Here is a 19,594-nt window from a genome sequence, read left to right on the forward strand (position 1 = left end):
GGTTATCGAAGACCGAGTTCGATCTCGGCCAACTCTTGCGATGTTGGTGGGTTTGGGTTTTCGATTAGGGGCAGACCAGTGATCGCTTTGTCCTCATCGAGAGACATCAGGTGGACGGGGCATAGTTGAGCCAGTGCGTCCAGCGCGTAGCCTTTTAGCCGGAGGCGGTTGAACGCCATAACCAGACGCAGCTTGGTTTCCTCATCGATCTCGCGTTCATGAAGTTGCGACAGTGAGGAGACCTGTCCATCGCGACTTACAAGCTCGAGCCATGCCACTCCGATGGCGCTTTCTTTCACTTTGGTGGTCATCTTGCGGGTCCCTTTGGGTTTCGCGTTGCTGCGTTCGTCGAGTTCTGCCTCAAGGATCGCGACCTTGTTCTTCCACTTGCCGAGCTTCTCCTCGGCCTCCCGAGCTTCGCGTTGTTCTGGGGTGAGTTCTGACTGTCCGATCCCAAGCCCTTCGGCGCATGACGGACACTGGTATTCATCCCCATTCGGCGCTGGGAACTTTGCGCCGCAAGTGATGCAGGACTTTCGTGTAACCCTGCGATCCTCGGAGATACACGGATCACACCTCGTGGCTCTTGCCTTGTGGGTCTCGAAGACTTCACCACACGCGCCGCAAGTTTTTGTTACCAACTCAGGTGCGGGTTTAGCTGACCTGATCTTGGGCTTTGGCCTGCTCGTTGTGGGCCGTGGCTTGAGAGATGCGTTAGACTTCTTCCGCTGTGCCATCTGGCGATCTCGAGGAACCTTGAGGCCAGCAGTCTTACAGACATCACACCGGGTTGCTGCGGGTGTACCCATGAACGCGGTGTCACAGACGAGACACTGGCGCTCGACCTTGGGTTTTGCTCTGGGCATTCGGACGGTCCTTAAATGTCAAACAGCCAGCTTGGGTCTGGCATCGGGGGTGCTTTGGGTTTGGACGGGGGTGACTGTCGCGGTGTCAGATCACAGACAGGGTCGATGCCCTCCGGCCAATGACCAGTGATCAGCCCCGAGGACCTACGAATTGCCTTGTGGTATCTTGCGGGTATCTCTGGGGACCTCGGGAGGACGTGATCGAACAAGCTATCTCCGAGGAAGTCGGTACGCATTGAGCGCAGTGGTACGGAGACCGGTGGATGTGCATCACCAGCGGCAAGGAGGCGACCATAGGTGGTCACAATGAATGCGGTTTGGTCACGGTCAGATCGACGCAGACCGAGCTTCTCAGCCGCCTTGAGCGTGTGTGTTCCAACAGATGCAAAGTCAACGTATCGTAGACGGTACTTGCAATGCTTTGTTAGACGCTGCGCATCGGCCTTTCGACCGGGGGGAACACATAGACCTTGCCGACCCATGTATGTCCCACCCGCGAGGTAGACGTTGTACCTATGTCCCGTTCCTATGAACTCTCTTGCCAACGTGTACTGAACAAACGCCCGTGCAATCGCCATGGAGTTCGGCAGGTGACGCCGACCAACAAGCAGATGTGGAAGTCTGAAACGGGCCGGTTCGTGCAGCAGAGAGGTCATCTTGTAGACTGGTCGGTTGTCCCAAGGACCGAAACGATAGAGCGGACCTCGAGAAAACTTAACGGCCTCGGCGATCTCTGAGGGTGTCGGCTTGATGTGCTTTAAGACCGACCGAGCAACTGTGTTGATCGCACCACCGGCGATGTAGCCACCGAGGGGAACGCCACGGTTACTGACGACCGACTGGCAGCGGGAACACAGGCCCCATCGCTGAGATAGTCTTTGTTTGAACTCGTAGGCAGGCAGTGGGTTGGTGCATGTAGCTGAGGCACATGTGATCATGGCGACCTCACTGGGTTATGTTTCGGGATTACTTCGGGGGTGTCCCACCAAGGATAGAAGGACACCCCCATCACTCCGCCCACGTGCCAAGCTGACAACAGACATCACGGGCGGAGTGAAACGGTAAAAGGTCCCACTAGCTCGACCACTCAGTACACGCTGGGTGTTACTTGAGGGGAGCCGTGTGGGACCTGAACCATCATCGAACAAAGGACCAAGATCGATGTGGTGTTGGAATGGGATTGATGATGATCGTTGTTGATCACTGAACTCAGAGAAGAACCCTGTCTGTGTGACCGCCGACCAGAGACATCAGGCTTGGGACCTGATGAGAACTCGGGGTAGTCTTGGGGTGCTAACCAAGAGATATAACTTTTGGTTCTTCTCTTACTTCATTGGGGAGGGAGAATTGATTGGAGCAACAACGTTGAGGTTATGCCGGTCGTTGAACCGATGGTAAACCTAGAGGTATATCTTTCGTTTCTTCTCTCTCATAAGGGGGCAGTAATTCAGAACCCCTTGTTTCATTGGGTTTCTGGTAGTCCGGTCCCGGCCAGTAGATCACCAGCCGAGACGTTCCGGGGTTATATCATTGGGGAGGGAAAAGGGGTGCGAGCCTCAGGCCTTACTGAGGCAACCCCATGCTTCTCGCGACCGTGAGGAGGCCATCAATCTTCCTTTGCAAATCCCGGTATTCCTCATCCCCCACAAGACCATCGCGATCCACTTTGTCCAACACACTTTTCTGCGTCATGTGGATTGCAGCATCGAAGGCGAACGCTTGAACCTCGAGCGTGGACTTGAAGTGTTTTAAATCCAATTTGCGTCGGGTGCTGCTCATACGCGCAATGCCTCAGGCGGGTGGGTATCTGACTTTTCGGTTTTGTTGCTGGTAATGAGGATAGCTTTGGTTGCCATCAAGAGGAACGAGAGCGGCAAGCGTTTCCAGAAGGTGCCCTTTAGTTTCGGCAGCGGGTCGGCGTGAAAGCCGTAGTCATCACCGTGTGTCAGTTCATGAATGCGTTGCTCGAGAATTTCTTGAACCTGTTCGAGGTCTTTGTGTGTCTGGTTGTCCATGCCGTCGCTTCCTTTTTCGTAAATGCGATACGGATACCTACGAGCCGAGACTCGTCGAAGTCAACAACTAAATTGTTTATTTTCATATAGTTACGATATGAATACCCTTACGATATCGTATGTATTCGAGGCGTCTAGGTGGGCCTTTCCGACCCATACAGAAATTAGTTCTTTCAGCCGCCTAGTGGATCACTTCGTCTGATGGTCTCCTTGATTTGAGACCGCTCAGTCCTTTCCCGATGGTCAACTTGATACCGTTCCGCATGGTGACGCTGAGGTCATAGACAGGGTGCGGCACTCGGATGCCTTTCACCCGCTTTCGGAGAGTCTTTGAGAGGCGCATCTCCTCACCTTTATGGACATCAACACGGGCAACAACTCGACGCACCAGTGCATTCAACTCGTGAGGCTCGAGGTCGCTCACATCGCGGGGAAGATCAATCACACCCAAACCAGCACTCTCGGTGATCCGTTTCAGTTCGCCCTCGAGTTCCTCGACCTCAGCCTGCGCAGCCATCAGCAGACGGGGCGTTACTGCGGGTTTTGATTGGAGGTATTCGAGTGTACCTTGGGCATCCAACAGTGCCGCCTCGAGGCCCTCTGTCTCCGGTGTCGTTTCAACCGCATTGGCCTTCCTGATTTCCGGCCAGTAGTCGATCAACACCTCGTCGATGTGGGACACGGCCCCGATGTAGGTATTCAAGACTGGATCGATGTAGGCTGCAGTTCGAGCATACGCCTTGCGCTTTGCGTTCCTGTCAGTACCGGGAACCTTGAGTACACCTGTCAGCGCCGCTTTGGTCTGGCGACGCATAGGTTCGACCGGTGATGTTGTTTTGACCTCAGCACCACCAGCAGCTTCGCGTTGCTCTAGGCGGAACCTCACACGGCGCTCGATGTCCTCATCAACGATCCTTGGGAAATAATCCCTTACCTTGTCGATGATCACCCGGTCACCTTTGCGGTAGAACCCTTTGGCAATCGGTAGTGACCCGTCCTTTTCCTCGGGCTTGATCTTGCGGCCTATCTCAAGCGTCCCATACGCGGCCTCTGAGCGCACCAACTGACTGACAGTCTGCCCCCGCCACTGCCCTCGGACCAACGCAGGAACACCCTGAGCGGCCAGATCACGGGCAATACCGACAGGGCGTTCACCGTCGGCAAATCTCTCGAATACGTCACGGACCAGATCAGCCTTGTCGTCGATCACCTCGAACTCTCTGGATGTCTTGGGGTCACCAATTACCTTGATCCATGCCGGTGTCTGAGACGAGCGCACACGGGTGCCTGCGAGCGTCTCGTCGGTGTTCGCTCCCCAAGCTGCGGTCAGTCGTTTCGACTTAACCTCGCTCTCCTCATTCGCTCTCTGGAAGCCAACCAGCAACATGATGCCATCTGCGAAGTCGATAGGCTCATTCGCCTTGAACATCTTCCCATCGAACAAGGTCACGAGGTTCACACCGCTCTCAACGATGTCTTGAAGCAGCGCAAGGCCTCTCTGCCAGTGTTGACGCGACAGGCGATCTAACAACTCCACAAGGAGAGTTGAGCCGTGTGGAACGGAACCCTCCTCTACGGCCTCTAAGAAGCCTCGTAAGGCCCCTACCTCAGCGTTGGCTCCCTTGAAGGCGGACACCCCGAGGTCCTCGAAGTTACTCGACGACAGTTCATAACCATTAGCATCACACCATGCTTGTGCGGCCTCGGTCTGTCGCTTGATGCTGTTACCATCCTTTTGTTGAGCCGAGGAGAACCTCCTGTAGCTGAACGCTAGGGGCTTGCCTCCGTTGCTGAGCGATGCGTTGGCATCCATGTCAGTGTCTCTCCGTTTGCACCAGTAGGTTCACCCTGGATGATCGGCCCGATATCTCCGCCTGTTCTATTGGAGATGAGGCCTATCATGGTCAAGTGTACCTGCGGTGTTACCCTTGGTTTCTGTCTTTGACCGAGGACGCTGGAAAGGACATGAACGAAAGAGGAGATCAACCCAACTCAAGCACACACCAAGCAACCTCAGTATGTGTATTTGATAGGGTCATATCGAATTTACTTCAAGAAAATAAATGGGCCCACCAGCTGACGTTTGACCGAAGGCAGCGCCCGGCGCACTTCGAACCCACCCAGATCCCGAGCACGAGGGATGATCAGGGCCTCAAGGGCGGGATTTTCAGACTGGCATTCGGGGTTGTGCGACGGGTTCCAGCTCATTCCTGCTCTCCGATGATCCAAAGACAAGGTTCATTGATGCAGGATATAGGTCTGTTTTTGCCAAAACCATTCGCAAATCCGCACAGTCACAGTGCAGATCGCCTGTTATGTCATGCCGTGACCATCGTCATCCGGCGCTACCGCGCGGCCATAATTGTGGGAAAAACGGACCGTCCAGGCGGTCGCCCTCCCGATAGCCGGCAGCTTCGAACTGGGCGCGTTCCCCTTTGGCCCAGTCGCCGCGATAGCGGATGATCCCGTCGGGACCTGTCATCCTGAGCGTGAACCGGCGAACCGTTTCCGTCGGGGTCACGGAAGACAGCCCCCCATGCAATGTGCGCATGTCGAAAAAGATGCAATCCCCAAGGTCCATGTCCCATTGCAGCAGGTCAAAGGACTGCGGGTCGGCGTTTACGTCGGGCGGCGGGTGATAGGTGCGGCCGGCGACCTCGGTCGGTTCATAGCTGGGATGCCCGTCGGCGAAGCGCACCCGCATGAACAGCTTGTCCCACAGATGCGACCCCTTCACAAAGGCAATGCCGTTATCCCTGCTCACCGGTTCAAGCGGCAGCCACAACACACACATAGTGCCTTCGAAGTCGAAATAGGACAGGTCCTGATGGAACGGCGGGCGCGACGTCGACCCGGCCTCGCGCAGAAACCAGTTGTCCATGACCAGATTGATCTTTGGTGCACCAAGCAGGCCGGCGGCCAGCGGGGCGCAGGGTGAATTGAGGACAAAATCGCGAAATTGCGGGATTTTGTTCCAGGCCCAGTAGTCTTCGAAATAGGCCGGCGCGCGCGGATCTTTGGTGTGGCGGGTGAAATTCCCGGTTGGATCGGCAAGATCCGCGTCAATGCCTGCGCGCAGCAACTCAAGCCATTCGGTGGCAAATTTCGCCCGCAGGACGATCGCACCGTCCCGCCGGAATGCGGCAATGTCTTCGGCGGTAACAAGGTCATTGGCGCTCATGGGATGGGTTTTCCACGCAATTGTTTACGTCCGCGAGGATTGCACCCGGCCCATTTCGCGTCAAAGGAAATCACAAATTGGCGGGATAGCCCGCCTGCGACCTCGGCAACGGGATCAATCGTGCTATTATCTGTGCCAGTACGGCAGCAGAACGCCAACCAAGCGCGGTTTCGGGGAGGTTTTCATGGCCAACGCTTTTCTTACGCGTCGCAGACTTGTCCTTGTTGGCGGTGCGGCCCTTGTTTCGGCAACATCTGGCCTGACGGTTCCGGCGCGGGCCAAGGGTCTGGCACCCACTCCGTCGATGCGCGGCGGGGCCAACAACTATCGCCCCGGCGCGCCCATTGTGAAGCGGATTGGCGGCGGCGGGTTCTGGATGACCGGCACGGTGCGGCGCGCGGGCGATGGCGCCCCCTTGCCCGGACAGCGTATCCAGATCTGGGCGCATACGACCGAAGGCCACGAGCGCGAGCCGCAAAGCCACGGCGCAACGCTGACCGATGCGAACGGGGAATTCCGGCTGGAAATGCCGCAGATCGTGCCTGCATTTGGTCAGCCGCACGGACATCTGGCGTATGACAGCGGTGAATTCGAAACCGTATTCCTGCGGCCGATCATGCCGAGTTCCAGGGATAAGACGCTGGCCGCGCATTTCGTGTTGCAGCCCATCTGACTTTCCGTGAGCAGTCCGGTTGTAATCTGGGCGGCGCTGATCGCCGTTATTGCCGCGCCGCTGCTGGCGGCGGCAACCAGCCCGTTGCTGGCCTGGCGTCAGCCGGTCTATATCCTGGCCGGGTTTGCCGGGGTGATCAGCATGGCGCTGCTGCTGATGCAGCCGCTTTTGGCTGCAAAGGACTTGCCGGGGCTGGCCCCAATGACCAGCCGCCGCCTGCATCGGTGGATGGGCTTAAGCCTGGTGATTGCCATTCTGGTCCATGTTGGCGGGCTGTGGATCACCAGCCCTCCTGACGTTGTGGACGCCTTGCTTTTCGTGTCCCCCACCCCGTTTTCGGCATGGGGGGTGATCGCTATGTGGGCGGCGTTTGCCGTGGCCTTACTGGGTTTGTTTCGCAAGCGCCTGACCCTGCGGTTTCGGGTCTGGCGGCTGTGTCATACGGGGCTGGCTTCGGTGACCATTCTCGGCAGCGTCGTCCACGCCATGCTGATTGAAGGCACGATGGAGGTCATCACAAAAACCGCGCTTTGCATGCTGGTGTTGTTGGCGAGCGTACGAACGCTCGCCAAATTGCGTGTGTGGGATATCAGGCGTCGCGCGGATTAAACACCAAGGCACCAGCGCATCACGGCCTTTTGCGCGTGCAGACGATTCTCGGCCTCGTCAAAAATGACCGAGTTCGGACCGTCCATAACCTCGGATGTCGCCTCTTCCTCGCGGTGCGCAGGCAGACAGTGCATGAACAACGCGTCGGGCTTGGCGTGCGACATCAGGTCGGTGTTTACCTGATACGGGCGCAGCAGGTTGTGGCGACGTTCCTTGGCTGATTGGGAATCATGCATCGACACCCAGGTATCGGCCACAACCAGATCAGCGCCCTCAACCGCCTTGTACGGATCCCGTTCAACAACGATTTGCGAGCCCTTGCGACGGGCGAATCCCATGAACTCTTCCTCGGGGTTGAACTGCGCAGGGCCGGTGAAGGTCAGGTCGAACCCGAACTGCCCCGCCGCGTGCAGGAAAGAGGCGCAGACATTGTTGCCGTCGCCGGTCCAGACTACCTTTTTGCCGGCAATGGGACCGCGATGTTCCTCGAAGGTCAGCACGTCGGCCATGATCTGGCAGGGATGGGTACGGTCGGTCAGGCCGTTGATCACCGGCACGTCCGAGTATTCCGCCATTTCGGTCAGGATCGTTTCATCGAAGGTCCGGATCATGATCATGTCGACATAGCGCGACAACACGCGCGCAGTATCGGCAATGGTTTCGCCGTGGCCCAACTGCATGTCCTTGCCCGACAGCACCATGGTCTGGCCGCCCATCTGGCGCACCCCGACATCGAATGAGACGCGCGTCCTTGTGGACGGCTTTTCAAAGATCAGGGCAACCATGCGCCCTTTGAGAGGCTGTTCATCATCCAGCGCTGCCTTGGGGCGGCCAAGGCGGGCCTGTTTCATCGCACCGGCCTTGTCGATCATGGCCCGCAAGTCGGCGGCATCGGTCTTGTGGATATCAAGGAAGTGGTTCATATCATGTCGCTTTTGGCTGTCGGTCGCCGGGGGATCGGCCCCCGGTGACTTTGGAAATATTCAGTCGTCAGGCGGTGGCGTGTTGCGTTTCGACCTGTGTGGCGGCTTTTTCCAGACGGATCATCGCCTGCGCGATATCATCCTCGGTCAGCGTAAGGGGCGGCAACAGGCGGATGACGTTATCGGCGGCGGGAACGGTGATGACCTCGTTGTCATAGCCCGCATTCACGACATCCAGATTGGCCGGCTTGCATTTCAGACCAAGCATCAGGCCGGCCCCGCGCACCTCTTCAAAGACCTCGGGATGGTCGGCGATCAGACCTTCGAGTTTCTGGCGCAGCAGTCCGGCCTTGCGGTTGACGCCTTCCAAAAAGGCAGGCGTGGCCACCTGATCAATCACAGCGCAGCCCACGGCACAGCCCAGCGGGTTGCCGCCATAGGTCGAGCCGTGGGTCCCTGCTGTCATGCCATTTGCCGCGTCTTCGGTGGCCAGGACAGCACCCAGCGGGAAACCGCCGCCGATACCCTTGGCCACCATCATGATGTCGGGGGTAATCCCCGCCCATTCATGGGCGAACAGCTTGCCGGTACGGCCGACGCCGCACTGCACCTCGTCCAGGATCAGCAGCAGGCCGTTATCGTCGCAGATCTGGCGCAGAGCTTTGAGCTCGGCATCGGGCACCGGACGGATACCGCCTTCACCCTGAATGGGCTCGATCAGGATCGCGGCGGTCTTGTCTGTGATGGCATCAGTGACACCGTCGAGATCGCCGAAGGCGACATGCACGAAACCGGGCAACAGCGGGCCAAAACCCTTGGTCATTTTCTCGGACCCGGCGGCGGCGATTCCCGCCGAAGACCGCCCGTGGAACGATTCGTCAAACGTAATGATCTCGACCCGTTCTGGCTGCTCTTTGTCATAGAAGTGCTTGCGGGCCATTTTCACGGCCAGTTCGCAGGCTTCGGTACCGGAATTGGTGAAAAACACCGTGTCGGCAAAAGTATGCTCTACAAGCTTGTCGGCCAGCGATTGTTGCTGCGGAATGTTATAGAGGTTCGAGACATGCCACAGCGCATGGGCCTGTTCGGTGAGCGCGGCCACAAGCGCCGGGTGCGCATGGCCCAGCGCATTGACGGCGATCCCAGCGCCCAGATCCAGAAAACGTCGGCCATCCGCCTCGGTCAGCCAGGCGCCTTCGCCCTTCACGAAGGTCAGAGGCGCGCGGTTATAGGTCGGCAGGACGGACGGGATCATGGGATCATCCTTTTCAGATAGGTTAAGCCCCGTGAGTGATACACGAAGGCCGGGTTCGTCAACTGATTTGGTTGGGATTGCGCGGAATTGGACAGCGCAAAAGGATCAAACGGGCCGGTTACGCAAAAATGCGTCGGCGTCGGAGGCGCAGGATATGTGCAGGTCTGATCATGCGCGCCGTATAGCGGGGCGCGGGCATTCTGGAAACCCCGAAAATCGCGGACTTGGGTAAATTCTCCTCTGGCGCCCGGTATTTGGCGCTTGCTATTTTTCCGGTGCTGACGCACCCGTGAGCCATGACTCCGGTACGCCAGAACCCCGCCCTTGCCGCCATGCTGATTGTCGCGGCCAGTGCCTTTATCGCCAGCACAACACTGCTGGCCAAGGCGCTGGGGACGGACACGCTGGGGCCTGCACTGCATCCGATGCAGGTCAGCCATGGGCGGTTTTTGTTTGCGTTTCTGGTGATCGTCAGCGCGGTTGGCATCCTGCGCCCGACCCTGCGGCGCCCCCATTGGGGGTTGCATATCGGGCGGACAAGCTTTGGCTGGGTGGGGATCACTCTGATGTTCGCTTCGGTCGCCTTTATCCCGATTGCGGATGCAACGGCGATTTCATTCCTGAACCCGGTCTTCGCGATGGTTCTGGCGATCCCGCTGCTGAAAGAGGGTGTCGGCCCGTGGCGATGGCTGGCCGCGGCAGTGGCCTTGTCCGGCGCGTTGATCCTGCTGCGCCCGACACCGGCCAGTTTCCAGCCTGCCGCCCTGCTGGCATTGGCCGCGGCGGCTGTGATCGGGATGGAACTGATTTTCATCAAGAAACTCTCTGGCCGGGAAATCCCGATCCAGATCCTTCTGGTCAACAATGCAATGGGTCTGACGATTGCTTCGGTCGCTGTCAGTTTCGTGTTCCAGATGCCTACCCCCGCGCAATGGGCGGCGCTGGCCGGGATCGGCGTACTGATGGCATGTGCGCAGGCCTGTTTCGTCAACGGCATGGCACGGGCGGATGCATCCTTTGTGGCTCCGATCAGTTACGCAACACTGATCTTTGCTGCGTTTTATGACTTTCTGATATTCGACGTGATCCCGGACTGGGTCAGCCAGGTCGGCTCGGCCATCATCCTGACGGGCGGGTTGATCCTGGTCTGGCGCGAGGCGCGACAACGTCACGCCTTGAGCCGATAGCCCGTCCGCAGCATCTGCCAGGTCAGCGCGCCAACCAGCAGCGTCGCAAAGGAGCACACCGCCATCCCCAGAATGGGCGAGCTGTCGGACACGCCGATCATGCCATAGCGCAACCCGTCGATCAGATAGAACACCGGGTTCACATGGCTGACGCGGTTCAGGACGGGCGGCAGGGCCTCGACCGAGTAAAATGTACCCGACAGAAACGCCAATGGCGTAACGATGAAATTGGTGATCGCCGCCATCTGGTCGAACTTGTTGGCAAAAATTCCGGCAAACAGCCCCAGCGCGCCCATGAACGCGCCGCCAAGTATGACAAAAACGGCAGCAACCAGCGGATTTTGCGGCACTATTCCCAGCACCACCGCCAGCGCGGTGGCGACCACGCAGGCGATCAGCACTCCGCGCGCGATGCCACCGGCCAGATAACCCAAGAGAATTTCAAGCGGTGACAGCGGCGGCATCAGCGTATCGACGATATTGCCCTGAACTTTGGCGATCACCATCGAGGACGAGGTATTCGCAAAGGCGTTCTGGATCACCGTCATCATCATAATGCCCGGCGCAAGAAAGGTCAGAAACGGCACACCCATGACATCCGGACGGCCGGGCCCGATGGCGATGGTGAAGATCAGCAGGAACAGCCCCGCCGTCACCAGCGGCGCCAGAAGGGTCTGGGTCCACACCGCCAGAAAGCGCAGGGTCTCGCGCTGCGCAAGCGTATAAAGGCCCATCCAGTTGACCGCTCCAAAGCGGCGCGCGTTCTGATCTGCGGGAATCTGCATGTTTTGCCCTCAACCTGATTCGAAGACAGCTTGTAACTCGGGCTGCAGTGATTAAAATAGGGGGCTGAGACGATTTCCCAAGGCGGCCCGAATCCGAGGCCGCTTTCCGCTTTTGAAAGGCAAATGATGTCCTGGACTGACGAGCGTGTAGAACTGCTGAAAAAGATGTGGGGCGAGGGCCAGTCGGCCAGCCAGATTGCAAAGGAACTGGGCGGCGTGACCCGCAACGCCGTGATCGGCAAGGTACACCGGCTGGGCCTGTCGAACCGCGCCACCGGCGCTGCCCCGGCCAAGGCGGAACCCAAGGAAAAACCGGCGCCCGCGCCCAAGGCCGAGGCCAAGCCGAAACCGGCCCCCAAGACCGAACCGGCCCGCCCGGCCCCCGCACCCGCGGCCGAAGCCAAGCCCGCGATGCCCGCGCGGCGTCAGATCATCCCCGCCGGTCAGCCGCTGCCGCCGCAACCATCGGCCAACGAAATCAGCCCCGAGGCGCTGGCCAAGGTCAACGAGGTCGAGAAAAAGGCCAAGAAGCTGACGCTGATGGAGCTGACCGAGAAAACCTGCAAATGGCCTGTGGGCGACCCGGCGACCGAGGATTTCTGGTTCTGCGGCCTGCCCGTTGAAGCCGGCAAACCCTATTGCGAGGCGCATGTGGGCGTGGCCTTCCAGCCGATGAGCTCGCGCCGCGACCGCCGTCGCTGATCGCTGATGCGCCAGGATCCGACAGCTTTGGAGGATGCCTGGCTGGCCAGGGCGAAACGGCTGTTGGCGCTGTCCGAAACCGGCCAGCATTTCACTAAAGATCCTTTCGACCGTGAACGGTACGAGGAAATCGCCGGCATGGCCCGCGCCATGCTGGCCGATCTGGGTCGTGTGCCCCTGTCGCGGATCGAAGGGCTGGTCTCTGAACATGCGGGTGGCTACGCCTCGCCCGGTATCGACATTCGCGGCGCGGTGATCCGCGACGGGCGTATCCTGCTGGTGCGCGAACGCAGCGACGGCCTCTGGGCCATGCCGGGCGGATTTGCGGATATCGGCAGCTCTCCGGCCGAAAACATCGAACGCGAGGTATGGGAAGAGGCCGGATTGCACGTCCGTGCACGACTGCTTTACGCCCTGCGCCACAAGGCGCGGCACCCCTACCCGCCGGATGCCCGCGATTTCTACAAGATGTTCTTTCTGTGCGACGAGGAAAACGCAGGCATCCCGACCGCCGGGGCTGAAACCAGCGAGGCCAAGTTCTTTGCCCCCGATGCGTTGCCTGAACTCTCTCAGGTGCGGGTATTGGCCTCGGACATAGCGGCGGCGTTTCACGCAACGACCGCGGATCAGGCACAAACCGTATTTGACTGAGCTACTGTGCCGGATGTGACGGCAAATCCGGCATTGGCACCCAGCGCGGCAGATCGTCCGGCGACACCGAAACATGCAGTTTCTCCGAACGATCCTTGCCCACCTTCCGATGCTTTCGCAACAGGAATATCTTGCCCCAGCCGCGCCAAGTACCGACAGACGGCGCCTGGGGGCTGATCGGGAACCTGTCTCGCCAGCCTTCGGGCAGGGGCAGGCCGTGCAGCTCGGCCTTGTCCAGCATCCAGATCAGAGAGATATTGCTCAGCGGTCGCGCCTCTTCAAACCCGTTCAGTTGCCCGCCGACATCGCCATGCGTGCCCCGGAACCAGACCTGTTCGACATGACCCTTGAAATCAGGCGTACATTTCCACAGGACCGGCTCGTAAACCTCGCGCGTTTCGTCAAGTGCCATGGCGTGATAGCCGTGGCGCGTAGCGGGTCCAAGCTGATGGTTGTGAAAGGCGTGACGTTCTTCGGCCCAGCGCCACAGCAGGGGCAGGCGCAGGCCCAGCGCCTTTACGGTATCCCAGACACCGACCATTTCGATCGCCACATCCTCATGGCAGAACTGACTGCGGAAAGCCGCTGCCGCTGCACCATTGGCATTGCATTCATAATGCCGGTAGGCCTGTTTGATATTGCGCTCGGTGGCATGTTCCGACTTGAGCAGACCGATCATGTCGATCACGCCCGCAAGGCTGCGCACACCGTAAGCCCCGCGCGAATATCCGATGAAATAGATCCGGTCACCGGGTTTGTAACGCGACGCCAGATACCCGTAGGCGCGGCGGATCTGGCGGTTGATCCCCCTGCCCATCATCACGTCCAGCGAGGATTTCCAGCTGTCCCATTGCACGCCGGACTCGTAAAAAACCGAAACCTTGCTGCCCATTTCGCAGCACAGGCGCAGGGTCCGGCCGGCATGGGTTTCATATCCCGGCTCCAGCGTCGACATGGTGCCGTCAAGAATGATCACATGGCTGATCGGTTCGCGATGGCGCGTCTCGGCGGAATGCTCGGAGCGTAGGGGCCGTCCAAGCCATCCCAGTACCTTTTTACTCAGCCGCGACAGAACCATGCGTCAGCAATTCCCATACTTTATGCGGTGTGAAAGGCATATCCGCCTGCCGCACCCCGTGATCCCAAAGCGCGTCCTGAACCGCGTTTGCCACTGCGGCCAGTGCTCCGACGGTGCCGGCCTCGCCGCATCCTTTCATCCCCATCGGGTTGGAAGTTGACGGAACCGGCGCCGAGGTAAACTTAATCATGGGTATCTCAGCGGCGCGGGGCAAGGCGTAATCCATCAACGAAGCCGTGAGCAGTTGCCCCCGCGCATCATGCACAACATGCTCTGACAACGCCTGTCCGATGCCCTGCACGACGCCGCCATGCACCTGCCCTTCGGCCAGCATCGGATTGATAAGGTTGCCGAAATCATCGACTACTGTGTAACGATCGACCCAGGTTTCGCCAGTGAAAGAATCGATAACGATTTCGGCAACATGCGCGCCATTGGGATAGCTGCGCGCATCCAGATTGGCGCGCGCCTCGTGCTGCAACAGGTCGGTACGACCGTCGGCGCGGGCCATCTCGGCGGCCTCGGTCAGCGTTGGTGTCAGGTTCGAGCCGGGCGCGCGAAAGGTCTCATGATCAAAACTCACGTCGCTCTCCTCCGCGCCCATCTTATCGGCCAGATAGGGCGTGAATGCGGCGATCATCACGTCGATTGTGGCCAAAGTCGCCGTGCTTTGAACCGTGACCGAACGGGACCCGCCGGTCCCGCCCCCATGTGTTAGCCGGTCGCTGTCGCCCTGCACTATGTTGATCAGATCCACCGGAATGCCAGTCTGGTCGGACAGGAACTGCGCATAGACCGTTTCATGCCCCTGCCCGTTCGACTGGGTTCCGACACACAGGTTCACAGTGCCATCTTCGCAGAATTCCACTTTTGCGTTCTCTGACGGGTCGCCCAAAATGCTTTCGATATAATAACATAGCCCCTGACCGCGGATCAGCCCGCGTTCCGCATCAGCAGCCTTGCGGGCGGCAAACCCTTGCGTCTGTTCTGCGGCGCGGTTCAGAACCATGTCGAAATCGCCCACATCATAGGTCTCACCCGTGGCGCTTTTGTACGGGAAATTCTCAGGACGGATGAAGTTCCTGCGCCGCAGTTCCCAGGGGTCAATGCCCAGTTCGCGCGCGGCACGGTCGATGACGCGCTCAAGGGCATAGATCGCCTCGGGGCGGCCCGCGCCGCGATAAGCATCGACCTGAGTGGTATTGGTAAAGAACCCTTCGACCCGCAAATGGGTGGTCTGCACGTCATAGACGCCCATCAGCACCTTGCTGAATAGGTCGGTCTGGATCGCCTGCCCGAAATGGCTGTTGTAAGCCCCCAGATTGACCTTGCTGTGCACCCTGTAGGCCGTGATCCTGTAATCGGCGTCAAATGCCAGTTCGGCCAAAGAGGTCAGGTCGCGGCCGTGATGATCCGACAGCATCGCCTCGGACCGATCGGACATCCAATGGACCGGCTGGCCCAGTTTCATCGCAGCGACGGCAACGCAGAAGTATTCCGGGTAGGGCATCACCTTCATACCAAACCCGCCGCCCACATCCGGGGTTGTGACGCGGATGGCCTCGGCATCCAGGTTCAGTTTCTGCGCCAATTGTCCCCGCATCGCCCAGACGCCCTGCCCGCCATAGGCAAAGTGCAGTCGCCCGTCGGCCCAGGTCGCCTGACAGCCGCGCGATTCGATCGAGGTGATGATCACCCGGTTGTCCGCAACATTCAGTGAAACCGTATGCGCAGCGGCCTGAAACGCCGCCTCGGTCGCCGCTTCGTCGCCCAAACCCCAGTCAAAGGCGCGGTTGTCCGGGGCCTCGCGGTGCAGGGTTTCACCACCCACATCGACATCCAGCTTGGCGTGCAGATCGTCGGTCTCCATCCAGATCAGCTCGACCGCGTCGCGGGCCTGCGCCGGGTTGTCCGCTATCACCGCGGCCACCGGCTCACCCACGAACCGCACCCGGTCTTTAGCCAGCATATAGCGATCCGGCGCCGCGGCTTTCGAGCCGTCGCAGTTGGTCACCGTGGCTGCGTTCATCACCGTGTCGATCCCGGCCTCTTTCAGATCATCCAGCGACAGGACCAGACGCACCCCTTCGGCCGCGCGCGCGGCGTCCAGATCCAGAGCGGTGATGCGCCCATGGGCCACCGGGCTGCGGAAGAAAGCGGCAAACAGGGCATTACCGGGCACGTTATCGTCCATGTACTGACCCTGCCCGGTCAGAAAACGCTGATCCTCGGTTCGCCTGACCGACTGGCTTTTTCCGAACTTTTCCATGGGACGCCCCCATCATTGCCTCAGGGGCGACATTAGGCTGCGGCGGTTCATTGTCCAGAGCGTCCGCAGACCCTTCCCCTTTGGCTATCCATTCGCTATTGCAAGCGCTGACCCGAGATTGATGACGCAGGACGCACCCCATGGCGATGGAAAAGACATTCAACGCGGCCGAGGCCGAGGCCCGCATCTACAAGGCCTGGGAACAGGCCGGAGCCTTCAAGGCAGGCGCGAACAAATCGCGCGACGAGAGCTTTACCATCATGATCCCGCCGCCCAACGTGACGGGCGCGCTGCATGTGGGTCACGCGTTCAACAACACGCTGCAGGATATTCTGACCCGCTGGCACCGGATGCGCGGCTTCGACACGCTATGGCAACCCGGTCAGGACCACGCGGGCATCGCCACGCAGATGCAGGTGGAAAAGATGCTGACTGCCACCCAGCAGCCGGGGCGGCGCGAATTGGGGCGCGAGGCGTTTCTGGACAAGGTCTGGGAATGGAAGGGGGAATATGGCGGCACCATTATCGAGCAGCTAAAGCGACTGGGCTCCTCCTGCGACTGGTCGCGCAATGCCTTTACCATGGCCGGTGCGCCGCGCGATCCGCGCACGGGGCACGAAAACTCGCCCAACTTCCATGATGCGGTCATCAAGGTCTTCGTCGACATGTACGAAAAGGGCCTGATCTATCGCGGCAAGCGGCTGGTGAACTGGGACCCGCATTTCGAAACGGCGATTTCGGACCTTGAGGTCGAAAACATCGAAGTCGCGGGCCACATGTGGCACTTCAAATATCCGCTCGCAGGCGGCGCGACCTACACTTACGTCGAGAAAGACGAGGACGGAAATGTCATCCTCGAAGAAGTGCGTGACTATATCTCGATCGCAACAACCCGGCCCGAGACCATGCTGGGCGACGGCGCGGTGGCCGTTCACCCATCGGATGAACGTTACGCGCCAATCGTCGGGAAACTCTGCGAGATTCCGGTTGGTCCGAAAGAGCATCGCCGCCAGATCCCGATCATCACCGATGAATACCCCGATCCCGATTTCGGCTCGGGCGCGGTGAAGATCACCGGTGCGCATGACTTCAATGACTACCAGGTTGCCAAACGCGGCGGCATTCCTCTGTATCGCCTGATGGACACACGCGGCCACATGCGGGCCGATGGCGCACCCTATGCGAACGAAGCGTACAAGGCCGGGCAATACGCCCGCGGCCAGTCCTTTACCGAAGGTGAGATTGACGCGATCAACCTTGTCCCCGATCACCTGCGCGGGCTGGACCGGTTCGAGGCGCGCGCCAAGGTGATCGAGGAAATTACCTCGGAAAGTCTGGCCGTGATGACCCGCGCGGATGACCCGCGTCTGGGCTCGACCGCGCTGAAGCCCAAGCATGAAGGCGCGGACAAGGCGGTGCCGCTGGTCGAATCCAAACCGATCATGCAGCCTTTCGGCGACCGCTCGAAAGTGGTTATCGAACCGATGCTGACCGATCAGTGGTTCGTCGATGCCGAAAAGGTTGTTGGCCCCGCACTGGACGCGGTCAGGGACGGTACGGTCAAGATCATCCCCGAGTCGGGCGAGAAAACCTATTACCACTGGCTGGAAAACATCGAGCCCTGGTGCATTTCGCGCCAGTTGTGGTGGGGACACCAGATCCCGGTTTGGTACGGGCTCGATCTGTCCGCTGATGATTTCCTCGGCGGCAAAAACGATGGTGAACTTGATCTGGTCCAACTGGGTCGTTTGCTGAACGAAGGCGGAATGCTTCATCGTGGCAACGTCATGGAATGCGCGCCCAACTTCGAAGCCGTAGTCGAGAAATTCCTTGACGACAATGCCAACATTCCAAGCCCGTTGAGCCACGCGACCGTCATAGAAGTGGCCGACAAGCAGGAAGCGATTCATCAATTCGCCGAAAGCCTTGCGCAATTCGCCGTCGAACAGGACCCGACCAAGCTGGTCTATCCGGTCTGGCGCGACCCCGACGTGCTCGACACCTGGTTCTCCTCCGGCCTCTGGCCCATCGGCACGCTGGGCTGGCCCGAGCAGACAGAGGAGTTGGAGCGCTATTTCCCGACCGATGTGCTGATCACCGGCTTCGACATCCTGTTCTTCTGGGTGGCGCGGATGATGATGATGCAACTGGCCGTGGTGGATCAGATTCCGTTCCACACCGTCTACCTTCACCAGCTTGTCCGCGACGAGAAGGGCAAGAAGATGTCCAAGACCACCGGCAACGTCATCGACCCGCTGGAGATCGTGGACGAATTCGGTGCTGACGCGCTGCGCTTTACCAACGCCTCGATGGCGGCGATTGGCGGCGTACTGAAACTGTCCCGCGAGCGTATCACCGGCTATCGCAACTTCGGCACCAAGCTGTGGAACGCCGTCCGCTTTGCCGAGATGAACGAGGTCTTTACCGACAGCGTGCCGCAACTGGATGTCGCCGACCTGAAACCCAAAGCGGCAGTAAACCGCTGGATCATCGGCGAAACCGCCCGCGTGCGGGAAGAGGTTGACGCGGCGCTGGAAAGCTATCGGTTCAACGACGCGGCCAACGGGCTTTACGCTTTTGTCTGGGGCAAGGTTTGCGACTGGTACGTAGAACTGTCGAAACCGCTGCTGCAGGGCGATGACGCCGAGGCACAGGCCGAGACTCGCGCCACCATGCGCTGGGTTCTGGATCAGTGCATGGTCCTGCTGCACCCGATCATGCCCTTCGTCACCGAGGAACTCTGGGGCCTGACCGGCAACCGCGCCAAGATGGTCGTCCATGCCGACTGGCCAACCTACGCCGCCGCCGACCTGATCGACGCGGACGCGGATCGAGAGATGAACTGGGTGATCTCGGTCATCGAAAACACCCGTTCGGCCCGTGCGCAGATGCGGGTTCCGGCCGGCCTTTACGTGCCGATGCTGGTGACCGGGATTGATACGATTGGGCAGGCTGCCTGGGACCGGAACGAGGCGCTGATCAAACGTCTGGCGCGGATCGACAGCCTGACCAAAGTGGATGCCTTCCCCAAAGGCACGATTTCGATTGCCGCCCCCGGTGCGTCTTTCGGCCTGCCGCTGGCGGATATCATCGATATCGGCGCGGAAAAGGAACGGCTGGAGAAAGCCAAGGGCAAGCTGGCCAAGGAGCTGGGCGGTCTGCGCGGACGCCTGAACAACCCCAAATTCGTGGCTTCGGCCCCAGAAGAGGTGGTCGCCGAAGCCAAGGCCAACCTCGCCGCCCGCGAAGAGGAAGAGGCCAAGCTGAACGAGGCGTTGGCCCGACTGTCTGAAATCGCCTGATCAGCAGCTCTTTCGACGCAATACCCGGAACCCCGCCGCTGGTCCGGCGGGGTTTTCTTTTTGAAGTTAAACGGCTTGTACCCCTGCCCCGACCCTTG

The 19,594-nt window shown here is 59.6% G+C and carries 16 protein-coding genes and 1 pseudogene; 6 read left to right on the top strand and 11 right to left on the bottom strand.

What is annotated here, in order from left to right:
* Window positions 1-2: 2 nt before the first annotated feature.
* The 6 genes and pseudogenes from ACXAC3_RS16465 to ACXAC3_RS16490 all read right to left on the bottom strand — a co-directional run bounded on the left by ACXAC3_RS16465 (window position 3) and on the right by ACXAC3_RS16490 (window position 6,062).
* Entirely contained in the window at window positions 3-866 is an 864-nt protein-coding gene (locus ACXAC3_RS16465; RefSeq protein WP_475162405.1) for a hypothetical protein, read from the bottom strand.
* Between the two features lie 1,563 nt (window positions 867-2,429).
* Window positions 2,430-2,645 (bottom strand): hypothetical protein, encoded by a 216-nt coding sequence (locus ACXAC3_RS16470; RefSeq protein ID WP_475162407.1) that lies wholly within the window; start codon window positions 2,643-2,645, stop codon window positions 2,430-2,432.
* Window positions 2,642-2,881: a hypothetical protein gene (locus tag ACXAC3_RS16475; RefSeq protein ID WP_475162410.1), complete on the bottom strand. Its 240-nt coding sequence runs from the start codon at window positions 2,879-2,881 to the stop codon at window positions 2,642-2,644. The genes ACXAC3_RS16470 and ACXAC3_RS16475 overlap by 4 nt, the downstream gene beginning before the upstream one ends.
* Window positions 2,882-3,062: 181 nt before the next feature.
* Entirely contained in the window at window positions 3,063-4,694 is a 1,632-nt protein-coding gene (locus ACXAC3_RS16480; protein ID WP_475162413.1) for a recombinase family protein, read from the bottom strand.
* 242 nt (window positions 4,695-4,936) lie between these two features.
* A pseudogene (locus tag ACXAC3_RS16485) lies at window positions 4,937-5,089 on the bottom strand (pirin family protein); the annotation flags it as partial.
* A 127-nt stretch (window positions 5,090-5,216) separates the two neighbouring features.
* The gene (locus ACXAC3_RS16490; protein WP_475162416.1) at window positions 5,217-6,062 is read right to left on the bottom strand and encodes a phytanoyl-CoA dioxygenase family protein; all 846 of its coding nucleotides are present in this window, start codon (window positions 6,060-6,062) and stop codon (window positions 5,217-5,219) included.
* 184 nt (window positions 6,063-6,246) lie between these two features.
* Between ACXAC3_RS16490 and ACXAC3_RS16495 the strand changes: the two genes are divergently transcribed.
* Window positions 6,247-6,735: a twin-arginine translocation pathway signal gene (locus tag ACXAC3_RS16495; protein WP_475162418.1), complete on the top strand. Its 489-nt coding sequence runs from the start codon at window positions 6,247-6,249 to the stop codon at window positions 6,733-6,735.
* Window positions 6,736-6,741: 6 nt separating this feature from the next.
* Window positions 6,742-7,344 carry a ferric reductase-like transmembrane domain-containing protein gene (locus ACXAC3_RS16500; RefSeq protein WP_475162421.1) on the top strand — a complete coding sequence of 201 codons (603 nt, stop codon included), beginning with the start codon at window positions 6,742-6,744 and terminating at the stop codon, window positions 7,342-7,344.
* Here ACXAC3_RS16500 and argF read toward each other — a convergent pair.
* Together argF and ACXAC3_RS16510 are read right to left on the bottom strand one after the other, a co-directional pair.
* On the bottom strand, window positions 7,341-8,267 hold the full coding sequence (gene argF, locus ACXAC3_RS16505) for an ornithine carbamoyltransferase (protein WP_475162425.1): 927 nt from the start codon (window positions 8,265-8,267) through the stop codon (window positions 7,341-7,343). The two genes, ACXAC3_RS16500 and argF, sit on opposite strands and share 4 nt — an antisense overlap.
* A 67-nt stretch (window positions 8,268-8,334) precedes the next feature.
* Complete coding sequence (locus ACXAC3_RS16510) at window positions 8,335-9,522, bottom strand: acetylornithine transaminase (RefSeq protein ID WP_475162427.1); 1,188 nt, start codon at window positions 9,520-9,522, stop codon at window positions 8,335-8,337.
* A 296-nt stretch (window positions 9,523-9,818) separates the two neighbouring features.
* On the opposite strand from ACXAC3_RS16510, the gene ACXAC3_RS16515 reads away from it, so the two are divergent.
* Complete coding sequence (locus tag ACXAC3_RS16515) at window positions 9,819-10,709, top strand: DMT family transporter (protein WP_475162429.1); 891 nt, start codon at window positions 9,819-9,821, stop codon at window positions 10,707-10,709.
* Here ACXAC3_RS16515 and ACXAC3_RS16520 read toward each other — a convergent pair.
* Window positions 10,691-11,494 carry an ABC transporter permease gene (locus ACXAC3_RS16520; RefSeq protein WP_475162432.1) on the bottom strand — a complete coding sequence of 268 codons (804 nt, stop codon included), beginning with the start codon at window positions 11,492-11,494 and terminating at the stop codon, window positions 10,691-10,693. The two genes, ACXAC3_RS16515 and ACXAC3_RS16520, sit on opposite strands and share 19 nt — an antisense overlap.
* A gap of 126 nt (window positions 11,495-11,620) precedes the next feature.
* Between ACXAC3_RS16520 and ACXAC3_RS16525 the strand changes: the two genes are divergently transcribed.
* On the top strand, window positions 11,621-12,196 hold the full coding sequence (locus tag ACXAC3_RS16525; protein ID WP_475163478.1) for a GcrA family cell cycle regulator: 576 nt from the start codon (window positions 11,621-11,623) through the stop codon (window positions 12,194-12,196).
* Window positions 12,197-12,202: 6 nt separating this feature from the next.
* Window positions 12,203-12,847 (top strand): NUDIX hydrolase, encoded by a 645-nt coding sequence (locus ACXAC3_RS16530; RefSeq protein WP_475162435.1) that lies wholly within the window; start codon window positions 12,203-12,205, stop codon window positions 12,845-12,847.
* A 1-nt stretch (window position 12,848) separates the two neighbouring features.
* On the opposite strand, the gene ACXAC3_RS16535 is transcribed toward ACXAC3_RS16530, so the two are convergent.
* Window positions 12,849-13,925: a DUF2235 domain-containing protein gene (locus ACXAC3_RS16535; protein ID WP_475162436.1), complete on the bottom strand. Its 1,077-nt coding sequence runs from the start codon at window positions 13,923-13,925 to the stop codon at window positions 12,849-12,851.
* Window positions 13,903-16,194, bottom strand: a complete 2,292-nt coding sequence (locus ACXAC3_RS16540; protein WP_475162440.1) for a xanthine dehydrogenase family protein molybdopterin-binding subunit — start codon at window positions 16,192-16,194, stop codon at window positions 13,903-13,905. Before ACXAC3_RS16540 ends, ACXAC3_RS16535 begins: the two co-directional genes overlap by 23 nt.
* 140 nt (window positions 16,195-16,334) lie before the next feature.
* On the opposite strand from ACXAC3_RS16540, the gene ACXAC3_RS16545 reads away from it, so the two are divergent.
* Window positions 16,335-19,496 carry a valine--tRNA ligase gene (locus ACXAC3_RS16545; RefSeq protein ID WP_475162444.1) on the top strand — a complete coding sequence of 1,054 codons (3,162 nt, stop codon included), beginning with the start codon at window positions 16,335-16,337 and terminating at the stop codon, window positions 19,494-19,496.
* The last annotated feature ends 98 nt before the right edge of the window (window positions 19,497-19,594 follow it).

The sequence above is a fragment of the Ruegeria sp. ABV4_181 genome (genome assembly GCF_056158465.1).

Excerpts from the sequence above, each read along its gene's own strand:
- ACXAC3_RS16480 (WP_475162413.1), bottom strand. The coding sequence starts at position 4,694 with ATGGATGCCAACGCATCGCTCAGCAACGGAGGCAAGCCCCTAGCGTTC.
- ACXAC3_RS16525 (WP_475163478.1), top strand. The coding sequence starts at position 11,621 with ATGTCCTGGACTGACGAGCGTGTAGAACTGCTGAAAAAGATGTGGGGC.
- ACXAC3_RS16475 (WP_475162410.1), bottom strand. The coding sequence starts at position 2,881 with ATGGACAACCAGACACACAAAGACCTCGAACAGGTTCAAGAAATTCTC.
- argF (WP_475162425.1), bottom strand. The coding sequence starts at position 8,267 with ATGAACCACTTCCTTGATATCCACAAGACCGATGCCGCCGACTTGCGG.
- ACXAC3_RS16465 (WP_475162405.1), bottom strand. The coding sequence starts at position 866 with ATGCCCAGAGCAAAACCCAAGGTCGAGCGCCAGTGTCTCGTCTGTGAC.
- ACXAC3_RS16490 (WP_475162416.1), bottom strand. The coding sequence starts at position 6,062 with ATGAGCGCCAATGACCTTGTTACCGCCGAAGACATTGCCGCATTCCGG.
- ACXAC3_RS16470 (WP_475162407.1), bottom strand. The coding sequence starts at position 2,645 with ATGAGCAGCACCCGACGCAAATTGGATTTAAAACACTTCAAGTCCACG.
- ACXAC3_RS16545 (WP_475162444.1), top strand. The coding sequence starts at position 16,335 with ATGGCGATGGAAAAGACATTCAACGCGGCCGAGGCCGAGGCCCGCATC.
- ACXAC3_RS16530 (WP_475162435.1), top strand. The coding sequence starts at position 12,203 with ATGCGCCAGGATCCGACAGCTTTGGAGGATGCCTGGCTGGCCAGGGCG.
- ACXAC3_RS16535 (WP_475162436.1), bottom strand. The coding sequence starts at position 13,925 with ATGGTTCTGTCGCGGCTGAGTAAAAAGGTACTGGGATGGCTTGGACGG.
- ACXAC3_RS16495 (WP_475162418.1), top strand. The coding sequence starts at position 6,247 with ATGGCCAACGCTTTTCTTACGCGTCGCAGACTTGTCCTTGTTGGCGGT.
- ACXAC3_RS16515 (WP_475162429.1), top strand. The coding sequence starts at position 9,819 with ATGACTCCGGTACGCCAGAACCCCGCCCTTGCCGCCATGCTGATTGTC.
- ACXAC3_RS16520 (WP_475162432.1), bottom strand. The coding sequence starts at position 11,494 with ATGCAGATTCCCGCAGATCAGAACGCGCGCCGCTTTGGAGCGGTCAAC.
- ACXAC3_RS16540 (WP_475162440.1), bottom strand. The coding sequence starts at position 16,194 with ATGGAAAAGTTCGGAAAAAGCCAGTCGGTCAGGCGAACCGAGGATCAG.
- ACXAC3_RS16510 (WP_475162427.1), bottom strand. The coding sequence starts at position 9,522 with ATGATCCCGTCCGTCCTGCCGACCTATAACCGCGCGCCTCTGACCTTC.